Origin of the sequence: Pedobacter heparinus DSM 2366, assembly GCF_000023825.1 — a bacterium.
GTDB lineage: Bacteria > Bacteroidota > Bacteroidia > Sphingobacteriales > Sphingobacteriaceae > Pedobacter > Pedobacter heparinus.
Genome location: NC_013061.1, coordinates 154,327 through 173,690, shown reverse-complemented (window position 1 = coordinate 173,690; position 19,364 = coordinate 154,327). Strand labels below are relative to the sequence as shown.

At 42.2% G+C, this 19,364-nt stretch carries 18 protein-coding genes; 6 read left to right on the top strand and 12 right to left on the bottom strand.

The window, feature by feature from the left end; genetic code table 11:
- Positions 1-5 precede the first annotated feature (5 nt).
- Positions 6-962: a glycosyltransferase family protein gene (locus PHEP_RS00730; protein WP_012780324.1), complete on the top strand. Its 957-nt coding sequence runs from the start codon at positions 6-8 to the stop codon at positions 960-962.
- Between the two features lie 12 nt (positions 963-974).
- Here PHEP_RS00730 and PHEP_RS00725 read toward each other — a convergent pair whose 3' ends face one another.
- The 7 genes from PHEP_RS00725 to PHEP_RS00695 all read right to left on the bottom strand — a co-directional run bounded on the left by PHEP_RS00725 (position 975) and on the right by PHEP_RS00695 (position 9,948).
- Positions 975-2,054: an acyltransferase family protein gene (locus PHEP_RS00725; protein WP_012780323.1), complete on the bottom strand. Its 1,080-nt coding sequence runs from the start codon at positions 2,052-2,054 to the stop codon at positions 975-977.
- A gap of 88 nt (positions 2,055-2,142) precedes the next feature.
- On the bottom strand, positions 2,143-3,060 hold the full coding sequence (locus PHEP_RS00720) for an SGNH/GDSL hydrolase family protein (protein WP_012780322.1): 918 nt from the start codon (positions 3,058-3,060) through the stop codon (positions 2,143-2,145).
- 146 nt (positions 3,061-3,206) lie between these two features.
- On the bottom strand, positions 3,207-4,364 hold the full coding sequence (locus PHEP_RS00715; RefSeq protein ID WP_012780321.1) for a glycosyltransferase family protein: 1,158 nt from the start codon (positions 4,362-4,364) through the stop codon (positions 3,207-3,209).
- A gap of 95 nt (positions 4,365-4,459) precedes the next feature.
- Positions 4,460-7,492, bottom strand: coding sequence for a translation initiation factor IF-2 (infB, locus tag PHEP_RS00710; RefSeq protein ID WP_012780320.1), 3,033 nt, complete (start codon positions 7,490-7,492; stop codon positions 4,460-4,462).
- 82 nt (positions 7,493-7,574) lie between these two features.
- Positions 7,575-8,810 carry a transcription termination factor NusA gene (nusA, locus tag PHEP_RS00705; RefSeq protein WP_012780319.1) on the bottom strand — a complete coding sequence of 412 codons (1,236 nt, stop codon included), beginning with the start codon at positions 8,808-8,810 and terminating at the stop codon, positions 7,575-7,577.
- 2 nt (positions 8,811-8,812) lie between these two features.
- The gene (gene rimP, locus PHEP_RS00700; RefSeq protein WP_012780318.1) at positions 8,813-9,277 is read right to left on the bottom strand and encodes a ribosome assembly cofactor RimP; all 465 of its coding nucleotides are present in this window, start codon (positions 9,275-9,277) and stop codon (positions 8,813-8,815) included.
- A 236-nt stretch (positions 9,278-9,513) separates the two neighbouring features.
- The gene (locus PHEP_RS00695; protein ID WP_012780317.1) at positions 9,514-9,948 is read right to left on the bottom strand and encodes a hypothetical protein; all 435 of its coding nucleotides are present in this window, start codon (positions 9,946-9,948) and stop codon (positions 9,514-9,516) included.
- 18 nt (positions 9,949-9,966) lie between these two features.
- Here PHEP_RS00695 and PHEP_RS00690 point away from each other — a divergent pair, with 18 nt between their 5' ends.
- A complete protein-coding gene (locus PHEP_RS00690) occupies positions 9,967-10,314 on the top strand; it encodes a phage holin family protein (RefSeq protein ID WP_012780316.1) in 348 nt (115 codons plus the stop codon).
- A gap of 190 nt (positions 10,315-10,504) precedes the next feature.
- Here the strand turns inward: PHEP_RS00690 and PHEP_RS00685 are convergent, their stop codons facing one another.
- From PHEP_RS00685 to panC, 3 genes are all read right to left on the bottom strand, one after another.
- On the bottom strand, positions 10,505-11,644 hold the full coding sequence (locus PHEP_RS00685) for an acyl-CoA dehydrogenase (RefSeq protein WP_012780315.1): 1,140 nt from the start codon (positions 11,642-11,644) through the stop codon (positions 10,505-10,507).
- A 96-nt stretch (positions 11,645-11,740) separates the two neighbouring features.
- Positions 11,741-12,091 carry an aspartate 1-decarboxylase gene (panD, locus tag PHEP_RS00680; RefSeq protein ID WP_012780314.1) on the bottom strand — a complete coding sequence of 117 codons (351 nt, stop codon included), beginning with the start codon at positions 12,089-12,091 and terminating at the stop codon, positions 11,741-11,743.
- Between the two features lie 44 nt (positions 12,092-12,135).
- The gene (gene panC, locus PHEP_RS00675; protein ID WP_012780313.1) at positions 12,136-12,975 is read right to left on the bottom strand and encodes a pantoate--beta-alanine ligase; all 840 of its coding nucleotides are present in this window, start codon (positions 12,973-12,975) and stop codon (positions 12,136-12,138) included.
- A gap of 152 nt (positions 12,976-13,127) precedes the next feature.
- Here panC and PHEP_RS00670 point away from each other — a divergent pair, with 152 nt between their 5' ends.
- The 3 genes from PHEP_RS00670 to glmS all read left to right on the top strand — a co-directional run bounded on the left by PHEP_RS00670 (position 13,128) and on the right by glmS (position 17,355).
- Positions 13,128-13,952 (top strand): glycogen/starch synthase, encoded by an 825-nt coding sequence (locus PHEP_RS00670; protein ID WP_036675367.1) that lies wholly within the window; start codon positions 13,128-13,130, stop codon positions 13,950-13,952.
- 23 nt (positions 13,953-13,975) lie between these two features.
- Positions 13,976-15,433: a DUF4270 domain-containing protein gene (locus PHEP_RS00665; RefSeq protein WP_012780311.1), complete on the top strand. Its 1,458-nt coding sequence runs from the start codon at positions 13,976-13,978 to the stop codon at positions 15,431-15,433.
- A gap of 83 nt (positions 15,434-15,516) precedes the next feature.
- Positions 15,517-17,355: a glutamine--fructose-6-phosphate transaminase (isomerizing) gene (gene glmS / locus PHEP_RS00660; protein ID WP_012780310.1), complete on the top strand. Its 1,839-nt coding sequence runs from the start codon at positions 15,517-15,519 to the stop codon at positions 17,353-17,355.
- A 41-nt stretch (positions 17,356-17,396) separates the two neighbouring features.
- Here the strand turns inward: glmS and PHEP_RS00655 are convergent, their stop codons facing one another.
- Both PHEP_RS00655 and mutY read right to left on the bottom strand, forming a co-directional pair.
- A complete protein-coding gene (locus tag PHEP_RS00655; protein WP_012780309.1) occupies positions 17,397-17,825 on the bottom strand; it encodes a single-stranded DNA-binding protein in 429 nt (142 codons plus the stop codon).
- A gap of 14 nt (positions 17,826-17,839) precedes the next feature.
- Positions 17,840-18,889, bottom strand: coding sequence for an A/G-specific adenine glycosylase (gene mutY, locus PHEP_RS00650; protein ID WP_012780308.1), 1,050 nt, complete (start codon positions 18,887-18,889; stop codon positions 17,840-17,842).
- A 172-nt stretch (positions 18,890-19,061) separates the two neighbouring features.
- On the opposite strand from mutY, the gene PHEP_RS00645 reads away from it, so the two are divergent.
- Positions 19,062-19,364: an HU family DNA-binding protein gene (locus PHEP_RS00645; RefSeq protein ID WP_012780307.1), complete on the top strand. Its 303-nt coding sequence runs from the start codon at positions 19,062-19,064 to the stop codon at positions 19,362-19,364.

The following is a 19,364-nucleotide window of genomic DNA, read 5'->3' as shown; positions in this document are numbered from 1 at the left end:
ATTTAATGAAAAAAATCGCTTATATCTATCAAACAGACAACAAATGGGGTTACGCTGCAAAAACAGTAGCCAATGGTTTTAAAAATGCATTTATAGAGCGGGGTGATTCTTTTAAGTTTTTCGACATTGCCAAGTTGGAAAATTCTTTCTGGCCCGCAGAAAAAGTTAAGCTTATTGCTTTCAGTCCGGATATCATATTCACCTCAGTTGATAATATCCCCTACCTCCCTTTAAATACACTCAAACCGACAGCGCTTGTACTTTGGGGATCGTTCTACTCACCCTGCAATTATGAGCCACAAATTGACACCATACTTGAAAAGACAAAAAGTGTATTGAATAAATACAGTTCCCGGCATAATATATTAATCTGGTCTCAGCACGAGGAGCTCATTAATGAGCAATTTTTCTCTGGCTATCAAAAGGAGCTGGGGCTTAAGGTAATCCAGTTGCTGCATTGCGCGGATAAAACAAGGTTTACCGAACCCATGTTGAATCCAGAATTCGATTTCCTCTGGATCGGGAATGTCAGCCATAGGCTCAGCACTTATAACTCCGTTATTTTACCTTTAAAAAAGGAGTTTAAGAACCACCTGGAATATACTGAGCACAACATGATCAACCCAGAAACAGCGGAAACAAAAAAATTATACAGCCGTTCTTACATCACCCCAAATGTTCATACAGCTGCGCAGATCAAGTACAACATATTACTTAATGAAAGGGTATTTACTTCTACCATGCTTGGCGGCTTCCAGATTTGCGACAACCTGCTTGCCCGGAAATACTTTAACGAAGACGAGCTTGTAATTGCAACCGACAGCAACGATTTTATTGAAAAAACGCATCATTACATTTCACATCCTCAGGAACGTCTGCACATGATCAAAAAGATGCAGGCCAACCTGCTAAAGAACCATACCTATTTTAACAGGATCAATGATGTGCTGGCTGCTTTATAAAATTAATATTTCTTATAATCCAACGGTCCACCTGTACCTGGTTTTTCTTATGAGCTGTACAAGCCCAAAGCTTATACCATATACGGCGATAAATGTTAGCAGATGGATACCACTGTTAAGCCAGACGGAATACTTTGCATAATTCAACTTTAAAGGTTGAAAAATCAGAGGCATAAGCCTTACAATGATAACAAAGTGCACCAGATAGATTCCAAATGTGGTTTGCCGGGGTTCCAGTTTATGTAACAATTTAATTTTCCCGATTTTTAACAGCAGGGCAAACATGGCAAGAGAATACAATATATTGGTTATTCTTAATGTATTGTATGCATCCAGGGCCTTAATTTTTATCAGTATCCATGATTCTGAAATCGCTAAACCAAAAGTAACAACAACAAGAAGAATTATTACAGGCCAGCTGATGCGCCGGATGTATCCCATAACCAACTCAAAGTTCTTATTGATGATAACACCCAGCCACAGATAAAATACAAAGCCAAATAAGGCCGTTGAATGTGAGGCAATAAACCAGTCGTGGTATAAATTTAAACTATAGGTAATTGAGATCAATCCTAAAATTGCACCGAAAATCCAACTGTATAAATATCTTTTGAAGGCAAGGAGTATACAAATACATATTAAAAAATTTAACACAAACCAGCTTGGGGTATAGAATAGCCCAAATCCAAACAAATGCCAGACATAACCAAAAAAATTTGTCACAATTATTGTATCACCTCCACGTAAATAAGAAACGTAGCGGTCTACGCACATGAGCACGATATAGACGAACAACCAGAACAACCAGGGTTTAATTGTTTTTTTAAACCTGTTTTTCAAATATTGCCCTGCCGAATATTCCTGAAATTTATGATTGATCAGAATACCCCCAATTAAAAAGAAAGCTATGGTGCTAAACTTAAAAGATTGTATCAATGAGGTTTCAACCAGGGTATCAAAAGTAGATTTATAGATGCCGGTTTCAACAGCAGAAGTATGTTCAAAAACAATTCCCATCATGGAAATGCACCGGATCGTATCTACAAAGTCAAAATTCTCTTTTACATTTTCTTTTTCTTCTAATTTCTCCATTCAGGGCAAAATCCACTTTTATATTTAGAATATAAAAAAATTAACATGTCTTAACAAGTAATAATGGATTAGCAATTGAGCAAATGGTTTAATGAACAATAATTATTTTTTTTGAAAACTTCATGTTCAATAGCTCGTAATATAATATATAAACACCTGAAGGATACAATTCTGTTGATATTTGTTCTTCATGAAACCCTGCATTCCGGAAATCATCAAAAACAACGGCCACTTTTTGTCCTCTCATATTGTATAAAGTTACCCTGGTCCTTGAAGCACTGGGAAGGTTAAATCCAAGTTTTGTAAAGCCATTAGCAGGGTTTGGAAAATTCTGTACAATTCCGGGCGAAAGATAATTCTCGTTGATCGTCTGGTTCAGGGCATCAAACCAAACCAGCGCCATAATACGATAGCCTCTTGCATTTGGATGAACAATGTCTGCATATAGCTCTTTATTCTTACCAATTACCGAATTAATGTCTGCAACAAACACCCCAAGTTCTCTGGCTAAATTCTTAAAACCTGCATTCAGCTGATCAATTATCCTGTTTCTGCGTCGCATAAGTATGGCTTCAGGTGTCCTGCCCGCAGGTTCAACAAAATATTGAAGGGTACCTAATATGACATCCAGTTTTTTTTCTTTTGCCTTGTTTACCATAGTACGGATATTATCAAGGGTTAAGCTTACTCTTCCTTTATTATCGGCAATCTGAATGGCATCATTGGCCCCCATAAGAATCAATAAAAACCCGGTCTTTTGGGCTATAGCATTGTCAAAGCGGAGTAAACCCATAGCGGTGGTCTCTCCGGCTATGCCATAGTTAGACACCTGCACCTGTTTCCCTGTATAACAACGCTCCAGAAAGGCCTTTAACGGAGTCTGAAAATTGAGCATTTCCCCGTTTCCCTGTACAGTACTGGCTCCAAAACTGGTAACGTTTATACTATCTTTATTATAAAATTGGGCATACGGGCCACATACGGGCATTTTTACCTGTCCGTACATTGTAAAGCTAAACACCAGGGTAAAGCTAAAAATCAAGAAAAACCTAATACCATTAAACCTCAAACCCTTACCAATTTTTATATATCCAAACAGCCATCAAATTAATTAAAAAAATCAAGCTCTCTGATCTGGATATGATACAAAGATCATGATAATTTTGCCTTTAATATCTCTATTAATTCCTCTTTAACCTGAGCAGCAGAAAAATTCTTCTGTGTATAAGCTTTAACCGCATTGCTGCAATTCATATAGGCCTCATCATCCATGGCCAGCACCCTGGCAAACATCTCCTGCAACCCGGCTACAGACAGGGTCTCCATTTCGAATATAAAATCTTGTTTAGGGAAACCACAGTACCTGCTTACTATAGGGACCAGCCCAGCCGACATAGGCTCAATCGTACCCCCGGGCAAGCCATCAATATAACTTGGCGCAACTACATAGCTACAGGCCTCCACAATCGCTTTCATCTCCTTCCCATCCATCCTCAGGTTCTTAAACAAAGATACATTGCCTTCGGGCGCAAAAACATCTTTATAATAGTCTTCCAACGCTTGATTTAAATCGGGCACCACCACATAAAATTTCAGGTCTTTGTGTAACCTGGCCACTTCTAAAAAGAGTGGCAGTCCTTTGGTCAGCTGCTTCCCCCCGCTCAGATATAGAAATCCCGAACTGCGTCCGGCTGCTGATTTAGGCTTACAATCCGAAAAAACATTCAGGATATTGTTGTTTAAAGAAAAAATTTCCTGCTCAAAGCGCGACTTATAATCTTCATAGATATAACCCCGGGCAAAAATAATGGCGAAATCAGCATTAAACACCGTATAATAACTGCTATCTGTCAAAATATTTGTTTCTTCGGGAAGCCACAATCCCGACAAGGCATAAAAATCCTTAATACTCTTTAAGCCCATCCTGTTGTGCAGGTCGTCATGCGCACCCGTCACAAAGTAAACTCTGGGTATGAGCCTGTTCTGCTCATAAAAAGATTGCTCCATCCGTTTACCCATCCCAAATATCACTGCATATTTATCATAGTTGAGCTCAGAGCTGTCCGAATAATCTACTACATCCACATTATACCCAAGCGCTGAAAAACTCTCCGCTACAATATGTGAGGTCAGGTAGTTCTGATGCGTAAAATCATTGGCCTTATAAAAGGGGGTGGTCAGGTAAGAGATCAGTACCGTTCTATCATAATTTGTCTGGTACAAATTAGTTAAAGGGCCTACCGGCTGGTCTTTTTTTTTCCTGCCAAACATTTTATGGAGCCTTTTACCAATGCTTCTCTTAATATTCATACCCGTCAAATTTAAAAAAAGAAAGCAATTACGCGCATAAAAAAAGGCGCTTCAGAAATTATCCTGAAGCGCCTTTATATGCTGTTTTTAAAGTATTACAATTTCCTTTTCACTTCAACCTGTTCGTAAGCTTCCACAATGTCGCCCACTTCAATATTATTGAAGTTCTGGATGTTTAATCCGCACTCGTAACCTCTTGAAACTTCTTTCACATCATCTTTATAACGTTTCAGTGAAGCCAGCTCACCAGTGTAGATCACCACACCATCCCTTACGATACGGATCTTGCTGTTCCGTGTAATTGTACCATCCAGCACCATACATCCTGCAATGGTACCCACCTTGGTGATCTTGAAGGTTTCCCTGATCTCTACGTTAGCTGTGATCTTCTCTTCAAACTCAGGCGCAAGCATACCTTCCATCGCTGCTTTGATCTCATTGATCGCATCGTAGATGATAGAATACAAACGGATGTCGATCTGTTCAGCCTCGGCCAGTTTACGTGCTCCCGGAGAAGGACGTACCTGGAAACCAACAATGATCGCATCAGAAGCAGATGCCAGCAATACATCAGATTCTGAGATCTGACCTACAGCCTTACCAATGATATTGATCTGTATCTCCGGAGTAGACAGCTTCAGTAATGAATCTGATAAAGCCTCGATAGAACCATCCACATCACCTTTAACAATCAGGTTCAGCTCTTTAAAGTTACCGATGGCCAAACGACGGCCAATCTCATCCAAAGTAATGTGTTTCTGGGTACGAAGCCCCTGCTCACGCATCAATTGTAAACGCTTGTTTGCAATCTCTCTGGCTTCAACTTCACTTTCCAGTGCGTTGAACCTGTCGCCCGCAGTAGGTGCACCCTGCATACCCAATACCTGTACCGGCACTGATGGTCCTGCCTTATCAACCTTCTGTCCACGTTCGTTAAACAGCGCTTTTACACGTCCGCTATAACTACCTGCAAGGATCGGATCTCCTACTTTTAGTGTACCAGCCTGAACAAGTACTGTAGTTACAATACCACGTCCTTTATCCAGTGTAGCTTCAATTACACTACCTGTGGCACGCTTGTTTGGATTTGCTTTAAGATCCAGCAATTCTGCTTCCAGTAAAACTTTTTCTAAAAGCAAGTCTACATTCAAACCACTCTTACCCGAAATTTCCTGCGACTGGAAGTTTCCGCCCCAATCCTCAACCAGAATATTCATGATCGAGAGCTGTTCCCGTATTTTATCGGAGTTTGCACCCGGTTTATCAATTTTTGTAAAGGCAAATACCAATGGCACACCTGCAGCCTGTGCATGGTTGATGGCCTCTTTGGTCTGAGGCATCACCGCATCATCCGCAGCAACAACAATAATGGCAATATCCGCTACCTTGGCACCCCTGGCACGCATCGCCGTAAAGGCCTCGTGACCCGGTGTATCCAGGAAAGTTACTTTTTTACCTGTAGAGGTAGTTACCATATATGCACCGATGTGCTGGGTAATACCACCCGCCTCACCGGCTACCACATTTGCTTTACGAATATAATCCAGCAAAGATGTTTTACCATGATCCACGTGTCCCATAATGGTTACAACCGGAGCCCTTGGCAATAAATCTTCTTCTGAATCCTCTTCTTCAATCAGGATATCGCTTTCATCATCCGGTTTAACAAACTGGATTTCGTAACCAAACTCATCTGCAACAATGGTTAATGTTTCAGCATCCAGACGTTGGTTGATGGAAACAAACATACCCAGACTCATACAAGTCGCGATAATTTTTGTAACCGGTTCATCCATCATCGTAGCCAGTTCATTTGCAGTTACAAACTCGGTTACTTTAAGTACACGCGATTGTAATTCCTGCTCCATTGCAGCCTCATCGGCCGACATAGCCACATCGTCACGTTTCTGGCGGCGCAGTTTGGCACGCTGTGCAAATTTACCCGATTTACCAGCTCCGCTTAAACGGGCAAGTGTTGCTTTGATCTGGTCCTGTATTTCTTTTTCCGTAGGCTCTTCTTTAGGTCCGCCAGCCGGTGCTCCCGGCTTATTGTTCCTGAAATTAGGCCTGTTGGCTGTATTGTTGGTGTTGTTCCTGAAATCAGGTCTGTTGCCAAATGTTGGTGCAGGTTTAGCCGCACCTGGCTGTCCGCCCTGTTGCGGGCTTTGCTGACCACCATGCTGGTTGCTACCTTGCTGTCCGTGCTGACCAGCCTGACCAGGATGTCCTCCAGGTGTTTTTTTGCGCTTACGCTTTCTTTTTGCATCTGCACTCTCACCAGAAGATGCTACAGGCTGAGATTTACGGTCGGGAGTTACCGGTAAAGTAATCTTACCAATGATATTTGGGCCCGAAAGTTTTACGGAGCGGGCTTTGATTACCTCGTTTTCTTCAGGTTTTTCCACTTTAGGTGGCTCAGGAGCCACTTTAGGTGCTGCTGGTGGTTCAGGAGTTTTTACCACCGGTGCCTCTGCAACCGGTTTAGGCTGCTCCTCGGCTTTTGGTGTTTCCACAGGCTTAACAGGTTCAGGTTTTATTTCTGCAACAGGCTGTTCAACCGGCTTCTCTACTTCCTTAACCGGCTCAGGCGCTTTTTCAACCGGAGCGACCGGAGCAAGGGCTGCTTCAGCTTTAGGTTCCGGTTCAGGCGTTTCCTCCTTCTTAACAGGGCGTGTTTTGGCATTTAAATCATCAAGGTTGATCTTTCCTACTATTTTCACACCAGGTAAAGCACCTTCATCCACTTTTTCTTCCGGTTTTTCAACAGGGGCAGGAGCCTCTTCTTTAGGCTTTTCTGCAGCAGGAGGAGTATAAGAATGAAGGTTTTTAACTAAAATCCCTTCGTTTTCAAATTCAACATTTTTTCTAGGTGCTTCCGTAACTTTCTCAGTTACTTCAGGCTCATCACGACGAATTTTACCAATAACAATCTGATTGGCTTCTTCTTTTACGATCTTATCGCCCTGAAACTCTTTCAACAATGCATTATACATGTCGCGGGAGAGCTTAGTAGTGGGTTTATTCTCAACAGAAAAGCCTTTCTTTTCTAAAAACTCAACGGCCGTAGCAATTCCTACGTTAAGTTCCTTAACTGCTTTAAATAAAATTATTGGTTTGTCGTCTGACATTGATATCCTATTTTTTCTTTAATTCTTATACAAAAGTAACGTTTATTCTTGTTTATTTCATCTGTAGCGGGGAGTTTTTGTATTATTCAAATTCTGATTTTAAAATACTCATCACTTCTTTGATGGTTTCTTCCTCTAAATCGGTACGTTTAACCAATTCGTCTACAGAAAGTGCCAGCACACTTTTTGCCGTATCACAGCCTATCGCTTTCAGCTCATCAATGATCCAGCTATCGATCTCATCCGAGAATTCTTCGATGTCCACATCTTCGTCTTCTTCACCTGCTTCACGGTATACATCAATTTCATAACCGGTCAATTTACCGGCCAGTTTAATGTTATGCCCACCACGGCCTATGGCCAGTGAAACCTGGTCAGGCTTCAGGTAAACCGAAGCATGTTTGGTTTCATCATCTAATTTAATAGAAGTGATCTTGGCCGGGCTCAAAGCCCTTGTGATGTATAGTGAAATGTTATTGGTAAAGTTAATTACGTCAATATTCTCGTTTTTCAGCTCTCTTACGATCCCATGGATACGCGAACCTTTCATACCTACACAGGCACCCACCGGGTCAATCCTGTCATCGTAAGATTCTACCGCAACCTTAGCTCTTTCGCCTGGCTCACGAACAATCTTTTTAATGGTGATCAGACCATCAAAGATCTCAGGAACCTCAATTTCAAACAGGCGCTGTAAAAATTCAGGTGCAATCCTCGAAATGATAATCTTAGGTGTAGCATTTACCATATCCACCTTCAGGATCACTGCACGTACAGTATCCCCTTTTTTGAAATAATCGGCCGGTATCTGCTCTGTTTTAGGCATCATCAGCTCGTTGCCTTCATCATCCAGCACCAGGGTTTCTTTTTTCCATACCTGGTAAACCTCACCGGTCACAATCTCACCAACCCTGTCTTTATATTTTTTAAAGATCTCGTCTTTCTCCAGTTCCAGAACTTTAGAAACCAGGGTCTGACGGGCAGCTAAAATCGCCCTGCGGCCAAAGCTTTCCAAAGTGATCTGCTCAATGTAATCGTCGCCAACTTCCATATCCGGATCCAGTTGTTTTACCTCTGCAAGTTCAATTTCCAGATCGTCATCCTCAGAAAAACCATCCTCCATCACTTTTCTGGTACGCCAGATTTCCAAATCACCGTTATCCGGGTTAACAATTACGTCACAATTCTCATCAGTACCATATTTTTTGCGCAGCATACTGCGAAATACCTCTTCCAGCACACTGATCACTGTAGGACGGTCGATGTTCTTGAAGTCTTTAAACTCTTGAAATGAATCGATTAAATTAATATTGCTCATTTTTATTTAAATGAAATTAAAACCTTTGTTTCTATTATTTTATTAAAGTCTATCCTGGTTTCCACCAGCTGGACTTTTTTGCCTTTTTCTTTTATTTTTGCCTCGATGGTTATGCCCTGTTCATCTGCAGCAAGCAATTTACCTTCTTTTACTTCGCCTCCATCCAGCTTAACGCTTAGTTCGCGGCCAACATTTTTAAGGTATTGTCTTTTCAGCTTTAAAGGCTCGCCAACACCAGGTGAAGATACTTCCAGGTTATATGCTTTTTCTATCGTATTTTCCTCTTCCAAATGAAAACCTACATGCCTGCTGATGGCGGCGCAATCCTGAATACTGATCCCCTCATCGCCATCAACATGAATAATAAGTTTGTTGTTTGGCAGCATCTTTACTTCAACTAAAAACAATTCCGGCCTGTCCGAAATCTTCTCCTCAACCAATTCTGTAACTCTTTTTTCTACCTGCATAACCAATTTGCCAATAACAGAAAAGAGGGGACTTCTGCCCCCTCTTACCTCTATTACTGTGCAAATGTAAGAAATATTTTTAAAAACTAAAAATGCTAGAATACAATGAGTTCTCTTGTTCACAAAGAAAGCCGTTCTTCACACATTATTCACCCATCCTTCACACCAAACCCACAAACAGGTACCTTTTTGTGAACAAAGTGTGAATAATGTGTGTACGATGTGAGGACATGTCCTTATCTGCGCAACAGTTTCTGCACTGGTCTTACCCTGTTTTTCAATTCTCCGCTCAGCAAATCTTTCATATTGCCAAACTTCGCATTCAGGTGGGTAATCACCAGGTAATCTCTTCCCTTTACAAAAGACGAGATGGGGATAAAGACCAGGTTGCTATCGGTAACGGTAAAACGGCCTTCAACCGGGGTTTCTTTAATTGTGCTGTCTTTTTCAGAAGGAGTTTGTAAAACAGATACCAGGTTGTTAAAAGTAGAATCTCCGGCTTGCAGCTGCTGCAGTTCCAGTAAGCCGCTCTGTTCAATCTGGTTAAAAACAATAGCGGTACTATCGGTGTTAAAACCAATTAAAAGTGGCTTATTATTTGCAGATGAACAGGCAAACAATGCCATCAGCGCACAAAAAGCGACTGACAACTTAACAGAATTTTTAACCATACCGCTAAATTAAACATTATGAGACTGATTGTAGAAATTTTATTGATGGGCCTGGCTGTACTGATTGGTGCATACATTGTACCGGGTGTGCAGGTAGATGGCTACGGATCGGCTATTATTGCTGCCGTGCTGATTGCCCTGGTTAATGCAACCCTTGGCTTTATTTTAAGGTTGCTTACCTTTCCGGTTAATTTTTTAACCCTTGGCCTGGTTTCATTTATCATTACCGTACTGATGATCCTGCTGGTCGATAAAATGATGACCGGATTTAACACTTCGGGCTTCTGGTCGGCAGCCTTCCTGGCCATTGTTGTGGCACTGATCAAAGCGATATTTAACGCGGTGATGGGAACAGATAAAGATTAAACGCTTAAAAATTCGGCGTTTAAAAACAAAATTACCTTCTCAGAGGATGCATTATTTTTATGCACTTTTCGCGCCTTAAAAACCGACTGAAAGGAGCTCTACGAGACAACAACTCAAAATAAAAAGCTCCGAGTAAATCCGCGTACGAAGAGAATGGTAATTTTGTTTTTAGCTGAACCTCCAAAATACTTTACCGGATGATCTCCCTCGAGATCACCATTTTCTGGATCTCTGAAGTTCCTTCATAGATCTGTGTAATTTTTGCATCGCGCATTAAGCGCTCCACATGATATTCCTTCACAAAACCATAACCGCCATGGATCTGGACAGCCTCTACAGTTACTTCCATAGCCACTTTAGAAGCATAAAGTTTGGCCATAGAGCCGGCTAGTGTATAAGGTTGCCCCTGATCTTTTAACCATGCCGCTTTATAAACCAGTAAACGGGCCGCTTCTATATGCGTAGCCATATCGGCCAGTTTAAAGGCAATGGCCTGATGTTCAGCAATAGGTTTACCGAAGGCCTTACGTTGTTTTGCATAGTCCAGGGCAAGTTCGTACGCACCTGCAGCAATACCCAGGGCCTGGGCGGCAATGCCTATGCGGCCACCTTCAAGGGTTTTCATGGCAAACTTAAAGCCAAAGCCATTTTCACCAATACGGTTTTCTTTGGGCACCTTCACATCATTGAACATCAGCGAATGTGTATCTGAACCGCGGATGCCCATCTTGTTTTCTTTGGGGCCCACTGTAAAACCTTCCATGCCCTTTTCAACAATAAAAGCATTGATCCCCTTATGTCTTAAAGATTTATCTGTTTGTGCAATAACCAGGTAGGTAGAAGCTGTACCTCCATTGGTAATCCAGTTTTTGGTGCCGTTTAACAGGTAGTGATCGCCTTTATCTTCAGCTGTGGTTTGTTGTGAGGTAGCATCAGAACCTGCTTCGGGTTCTGATAAGCAGAAGGCACCGATCTTTTCACCGGCAGCCAGGGGCTTTAAATATTTTTCTTTTTGAAAATCGGAGCCATAAGCTTCCAGTCCGAAACACACCAGGGAATTGTTTACAGATACCACCACCGAAGCAGAGGCATCTACCTTAGAAAGCTCTTCCATGACCAGGACGTACGACAGGGCATCAAGGCCACTGCCATTGTATTTTTCAGACACCATCATCCCCAGAAAACCCAGTTCCCCAAGCTTTTTTACCTGTTCTGCAGGGAATTTCTGGTGCTCATCTCTTTCGATAACCCCGGGCTTAAGTTCAGTCTGCGCAAAATCCCTTGCAGCCTGCCGGATCATCAATTGTTCTTCATTGAGTTGAAATAGCATAATAATATTGTAAAATAATAAGTTAGGCCAAATTTATATAATTTCGGGGCAAATTACTATGGCTGCATAACATTATTTTACAAAGCGAAAACGATACTACTTTAAAAGGTGATTGTTATCGTCGGGGAATACAAGGATAGGGTGGTATTTTCTGGCTTCTTCTATGGGCAAGGAACCGTAAGACATGATGATCAGGATATCGCCAACCTGGACTTTCCGGGCAGTTGCACCGTTTAAACAGATGGTACCACTGCCACGTGCGCCCTTGATGACATAAGTTTCGAAGCGTTCGCCGTTATTGTTGTTTACGATCTGTACTTTCTCGTTCGGGATGATCTGGGCCGCATCCATCAGATCCTCATCTATGGTAATGCTGCCAACGTAGTTCAGTTCTGCCTGTGTTACTCTAACACGGTGTATTTTCGATTTTAAGATCTCGATAATCATGATGCAAAGTTAGCTAATTTTATGAATAAGCGTTTTTTCTTATTTCAGTTCAGTATCATATTATCAATAAGACGGGTTTGGCCAACCCTGGCGGCAACCAGCGCCACAATAGGGTGATGGGTCTTATCTTCTTCGGGCAGCAGGGTTTCGCCGTTGGCAATGGTAAAATAATCGAGTACTACACCGGGGGTATTGCTGATCATTTTTCCTGCTTCTTTTAACAGTTCAGGAATACTGTGTGCTGTAAAATTATCCTGTACATAACCTAATGCCCTGCTCAAGACCAGCGCGTTTTTCCGGTCGGCTGCTGTGAGGTGGATGTTGCGTGAGCTCATGGCCAGACCATCTTCTTCCCTGATGATGGGGCAGGAAACGATCTCTACAGGCATATTAAAATAAGCCACCATATTTTTGATCATCAGCACCTGCTGAAAATCTTTCTGGCCAAAAAAGGCAATATCGGGGTTTACGGCATCAAAAAGCTTTTTTACGATTTGGGTTACGCCCTGGTAATGGCCTTTACGGAATGCACCTTCCAAAAGGAATTCGGCAGGGCCAAGGTCTATGTGCCATACTTCCGGCCGGGGGTACATTTCAGTAACCGAGGGCATAAAAACCACATTACATCCGGCATCTTCCAGCATTTTCATGTCGTGCTCCAGGGGGCGGGGGTATTTTTCGAGGTCTTTGGGATCGGTAAACTGGGTTGGGTTTACAAAAATACTGCATACCACCACATCAGCCTGTTGCTGTGCAATGTTGATCAGCGATACGTGTCCTTTATGCAAAGCGCCCATGGTGGGCACTAAGGCAATTTTCTGTTGAGCCAACTTTATTGGTTCAAGCAGCGACTTTAATGCCGCTATGGTATTTATAACTTTCAAACCAGCCTGTAAAATTTCAAGGGGCAAAGTTGGTTAATTATACATTCCCAACAAAACATCTTGCGTATATTATTGATAAATGTTATTATTTTGCTTACCTTTGCCCCTTGATAATCTTTTCTTTAACATAAATTTTTATTTAGAATATGGAGATGGCAAAAACGAAGCTACTGATTGTTACACACGAGATGTCGCCTTTCCTTGAACTCACAAAGATTTCTGAAATTACCCGTCAACTACCACAGGCAATGCAGGATAAAGGATTTGAAATCCGCATTTTAATGCCGAGGTTCGGGAACATTAACGAAAGAAGGAACAGATTGCACGAGGTTATCCGTCTTTCAGGAATGAACATTATTATTGATGACAATGACAACCCATTAATTATAAAGGTGGCCTCTATTCCGGCTGCACGCATGCAGGTTTATTTTCTTGACAATGAAGATTATTTTCAGCGCAAGCATGTATTCAGGGATAAAGAAGAGAAGTTTTATGCCGACAATGACGAGAGAACGATCTTCTTTTGCAAAGGCGCACTGGAAACCGTTAAGAAATTGGGCTGGGCCCCGGATATTGTACACTGCCATGGCTGGATGACGGCACTGGTGCCTGCATATATTAAAACGACCTATAAAAACGACCCTACCTTTAAAAACTCGAAAGTAGTGTATTCTATTTACGAGAACTGCTTTACAGAAACTTTAAATGCCGATCTGCATAAAAAGGCTGTAATGAGTGCAATGACGCTTGAGGACACTAAGATGTTCGAAAATGCAAATTGCGATACCCTGCATAAAGGTGCTGTAAGTTATAGTGACGCCGTAGTGCTGGCTGATGAAAATATTGGCAGCGATGTGTTAAAATTTGTTAAAGATTCTAATAAACCAACTTTAGCTTATAATTTAACCGAAAATTTTGAAAACTTCTACACTTTATACGAGGAGATTTCAAATGAAGAATTGGCTTCAATAGCATAAACTCAGGTATTATTAAATTATATATGAAATTTACAAAACAAGACTTATTAACCCTGTTGATAGGTCTTTTTCTTTTTGCTTCCTGTAAAGACTCCAATACCATAGGTTTGGACCTTGACCCTGATTATGCCATTAAAGGCACGCTGATGGATTCGGCTACGGTGACTTCACAAACCCTGAAAGATGAAGTAGCTTCGGGCGTTGGCCTGGTCAGACATCCGCTTGGGGTAATGGTAGACCCTGTTTTCGGTAAATCGGAAGCGGCCGTGGCCATGGCTGTAGGCCTGCCAAGTACGGGCTATAAATTTGGCACCAACGCAGTTATTGATTCGGCGGTTCTTGTTTTACCTTATTCGACCCAGTTGTATGGCGATACCATTGTACCGGTTTACACAGTGAAGGTAAACCAGCTGACGAACGACATCTCTAAAGAAACATCGTACCCTACAGATAAAGACTGGCCTGCTGCTGCAACCGTACTGGGTACTTTTAGCGGCAAGATTAAGCCCAATACAAAATTAAAGATCTATGATATTGTTGCCGGCGCAGCCGATACGCTGAAAACAGTGGTGCCACAAATGCGGATCAAGCTGGATAATTCTTTTATCCAGAACAACATCATTAACCTGGATTCGGTTACCTTATCCAAACAGGCCAACTTCTTTAAAGCTTTTAAAGGCCTGCACCTGACCGCCACTACGACAGATAAAGGCGGGATCGTCTTCTTTAACCTGAGCGGAACGGATGGCAAGATAGAGGTATACTACAAAAGACAAAATGCAACAACCACTACCGCAACAGACACAGTAGCGACAAGTTTCCCTATTGGTACGGCTACCGGACCAGTAACGGCGACCATTAAGCACGATTATACGGGTACGCCGGTTAAAACCCAGCTGGATGTACCTAACCCGGCTACACCTTATGCAATTACTTATTTGCAGGCCCTGGGTGGATTGAGGAATAAAATCTCTTTCCCTTACCTGAAAAATTTTGTGGCCAATGCAAAAAAACCGGAGAACGGTGGCAACCCCAATACCAAGATCATCATCAATAAAGCGGAACTGGTGATTGACCTGAACGATGGGACGGATGTGTTTCCTTTTAGCGCGGCACAAAGACTTTCTTTATACAGACTTGACATTGCATCGCAACGTGCCAATATTCCGGATAATGACAATGCCATACAGGGACAGTATGCGGGCGACCCAAGGGCGCTTGGCAGCGAGGTATTATTTGGTGGTTATTTTGACTCTGTTCGTAAAAGATATTTGTTTACGGTAACGAGTTATATTCAGGACTTAATGGACGGAAAAACGGAAGACTATGGAACCTTTTTGGCACCAAGTTCTTTAACAGAATTTAACATCAGTCCTTCGGTAACCTCGGCTGCCCGCTCTGTGATCAACAAGTTCAAATATCCGCGTGCAACAGGCGAAAAGAGCTTAAAATTAAATATTTACTACACGCAGGTAAATTAATTTCACCTGATTTTGTGGTCAAATCCCCCGAGAATAATTACTTTCGGGGGATTTTTATTTACAACAAAATATAAACCTATTGTATGTGTGGAATAGTTGGTTACATCGGCCATAGAGAAGCCTGGCCCATTGTTATTAAAGGACTAAAAAGACTGGAATACCGTGGCTATGACAGTGCCGGTATTGCCCTGATCAATGACACGGGGTTAAACATTTATAAAAAAGCCGGAAAAGTACAGGAACTGGAAAATTTTGCTGCCGGCAAAAACCTAAACGGTACCATTGGCATCGGGCATACCCGATGGGCAACGCATGGTGCACCCTCCGACAGGAACTCGCATCCCCATACTTCAAACAATGGTAAACTGACCATTATCCATAACGGGATCATTGAAAATTATGCCACCCTGAAAGAAGAACTGATGACCCGTGGCCATGAATTTAAAAGTGATACGGATACAGAAGTACTGGTACACCTGATAGAAGAGATTTATAAGAATGACAATACGGACCTTTTAGAGGCGGTTAGGCTGGCATTGAACGAAGTAAGTGGTGCTTATGCCATAGTCGTGATGGATGAAGACCAGCCAGGGCAGCTGATTGCAGCCAGAAAAGGCAGTCCTATGGTGATCGGTGTAGGCGACGGAGAGTATTTTATTGCTTCTGATGCTACGCCGATTGTAGAATACACTAAAAATGTAATTTACCTGAACGACAATGAGATTGCATTTCTGAAACGCGATGAACTGCTCATTAAACGGCTTGACAATGTGGTACAGAGCCCTTATATCCAGGAACTGGAGCTGAAGCTTGAGATGCTGGAAAAAGGCGGCTATGAGCACTTTATGCTGAAAGAGATCTTTGAGCAGTCGCGCTCCATAAGAGACTGCATGCGCGGCCGGATTTATCCCAATGAGGGCAAGGTTCAGCTGGGTGGCATTAAAGAGTATGCAGATAAACTGAAAAACATAGACCGGATCATCATTGTAGCCTGCGGAACTTCCTGGCATGCAGGTTTGGTTGGGGAGTACCTGATTGAAGAATATGCACGCATCCCTGTTGAAGTGGAGTATGCCTCGGAATTCAGGTACCGCAATCCGATCATTACAGAGAAGGATGTGGTGATTGCCATTTCGCAATCGGGTGAAACGGCCGATACCATGGCAGCAATTGAAATGGCCAAGGAAAAAGGGGCAACAATTTTTGGGGTATGTAATGTGGTGGGGGCTTCTATACCAAGGCTTACCCATGCAGGTGTATATACACATGCCGGGCCGGAAATTGGTGTGGCATCTACCAAGGCCTTTACCGCCCAGGTAACGGTACTTACCCTGATGGCCTTTTACATGGCACAGCAAAAAGGCACGCTGACCCATTCTAAACTGGTAGAACTGCTGACCGAACTGGATTGTATCCCGGCAAAGATTGAGCGGGCCCTGGAATCGGACAGCATGATCAGGGAAATTTCCGAAAAATTTAAAGATTCGAGGAACTGTTTGTTCCTGGGCAGGGGAAGTGGTTTCCCTGTGGCTTTAGAAGGCGCTTTAAAGCTGAAAGAGATCTCTTATATCCATGCCGAGGGTTATCCTGCGGCCGAGATGAAACACGGGCCTATTGCTTTAATTGACGAGGAAATGCCGGTGGTGGTGATTGCGACTAAAAATTCTTCATATGAGAAGGTGATCAGCAACATACAGGAAGTAAAGGCCAGAAAAGGAATTGTACTTGCTATTGTGACCGAGGGTGATGTTGAGGTTAGAAAAATGGCAGATTACTGCATTGAGATACCTGATGCAAGTGAGGCCTTTTTGCCTTTACTGGCTACCATACCTTTACAATTGCTATCGTACCATATAGCGGTGCTGAGAGGCTGTAATGTAGACCAGCCAAGGAACCTGGCCAAATCGGTTACCGTAGAATAATTTAGAAAAGGGGTGCTTTCAAAAAAACACCCCTTTTTTATTTAGAAAGGTAAATCTCCGGATGGGTCAGTAAGATCGGTATACTCACTTTCACTTTTAGGTGTTGTGCCCTCACTGCTGACCGGTGTTTGTTCAAAATCACTTTTCCTGCCCAGGATGGTAAAGTTTTCGGCTACAACTTCTGTAACGTATTTCTTTATTTTTTCCCGGTCTTCAAAAGATCGGGTACGCAGTTTACCCTCAATATAAACCAGCTTGCCTTTTTGCAAATATTTAGAGGCAACTTCTGCCAGGCCCCTCCATAAAACAATGTTGTGCCATTCTGTTTGCTCTATGCGCTTGCCATCTTTGTTATAGGTCTCTGATGTTGCCAGTGGGAAACTTGCTACAGTTACCCCCCCGTCCAAATGTCTGACTTCAGGATCTTTTCCTAAATGCCCGACTAAAATAACTTTGTTAATACCTGACATGAATTTTGGTTTTTCTATGTAATAAAATGCTTACAAACAAAATTGGTGATCACTTTAGGTTGCGGCAATTCGTCGAATTCCGGCAATGAGACCCATTTTATTTCTGCATTCTGATTAAAGTTAATGATATAATTATCTAAACCAAAAAATTGAACATATATAGTTTGGTGTGTTAATAAATGTTTTTGATGGGATAAAGTCCTGACTTTACAAGCTGCGCCAAAGCTTTCCTGTAACAAAGGGGCAAACTTTTCGGGATCTTCCAGAAAAGGCCGGTCTGTTTCGATGAGTGGAAAATCATATAATTCCTGCCATATATCGCCAGGGCTCCTTTTTTTGACCAGGATATTGTCGCCTTCCATACACAGGAAATAGTTGAAATAGCGGGTACGTTTTTTCAGTTTGTTCAATTTTACAGGAAGCGTACCGACCAGATGATGCTTTTGAGCAAAACAGCTGTCCTGAACCGGACATATACCACAATTGGGAGATTTGGGTTTGCACTGCAATGCGCCGAACTCCATAATGGCCTGATTGTATACTGAAGGCTGCTGGCCACTGATGAGTGACTGGGCCAGGTCTGCGAACTGTTTTTTACCGGTGCTGCTGTTTATGGGGCTTTCTATACCGAAATAACGGGACAATACACGGAACACATTGCCATCGAGCACTGCTTTTGATTCATTTGAAGAAAAAGAAGCAATGGCAGCGGCGGTATACTCGCCAATCCCTTTTAGTTTAATGAGCTGATCATAGCGCACCGGAAAAACGCCACCATGCAGGTCGCGCACCTGCCTGGCTGTAAAAAGCATGTTCCTGCCTCTGGAATAATAGCCAAGCCCCTGCCATAGTTTAAGCACCTGTGTTTCACTGGCGCTGGCAAAGTCGAGCACAGTTGGATAGTTCTGTAAAAAATTATTGAAATAGGGCAGGCCCTGGTCTACCCGGGTTTGCTGCAGGATCACTTCGGATAACCAGATGATGTATGCATCTGTAGTACCCCGCCAGGGTAGGTCCCTTTTATGGTTTAAGTACCAGTTTACGATTTCGGATTGAAAACTCATGCCCGTAAAAATACGGCGTAATTATTTGATTTTAGTAAAACTTGCAATCGGGTGATAGAAGAAACGACAAATAAATCATCTTTTATTTTCCTATCTCATTAAAAAGCAATACTTTTGCAACCCCAAAACATTTATAATATACAACACACAGTAAATTAATAAAACAAAAAATATGACTAAGGCAGATATTATTTCAGAAATATCAACGAAAACAGGAATTGAAAAGGTAGATGTACAAGAAACCGTTGAGGCATTTTTCAAGGTCATCAAAAACAGTATGATCGGTGGAGAAAATGTATACGTTAGAGGTTTTGGTAGTTTTGTTGTAAAAAAGAGAGCACAAAAAACTGCAAGAAATATTTCTAAGAACACAGCAATCATCATCCCTGAGCACTTTGTTCCAAGCTTTAAACCAGCAAAGGTATTTGTAGACAAAGTGAAAAACAACTCTAAAAAACTTAGCGTAGAAGCTTAA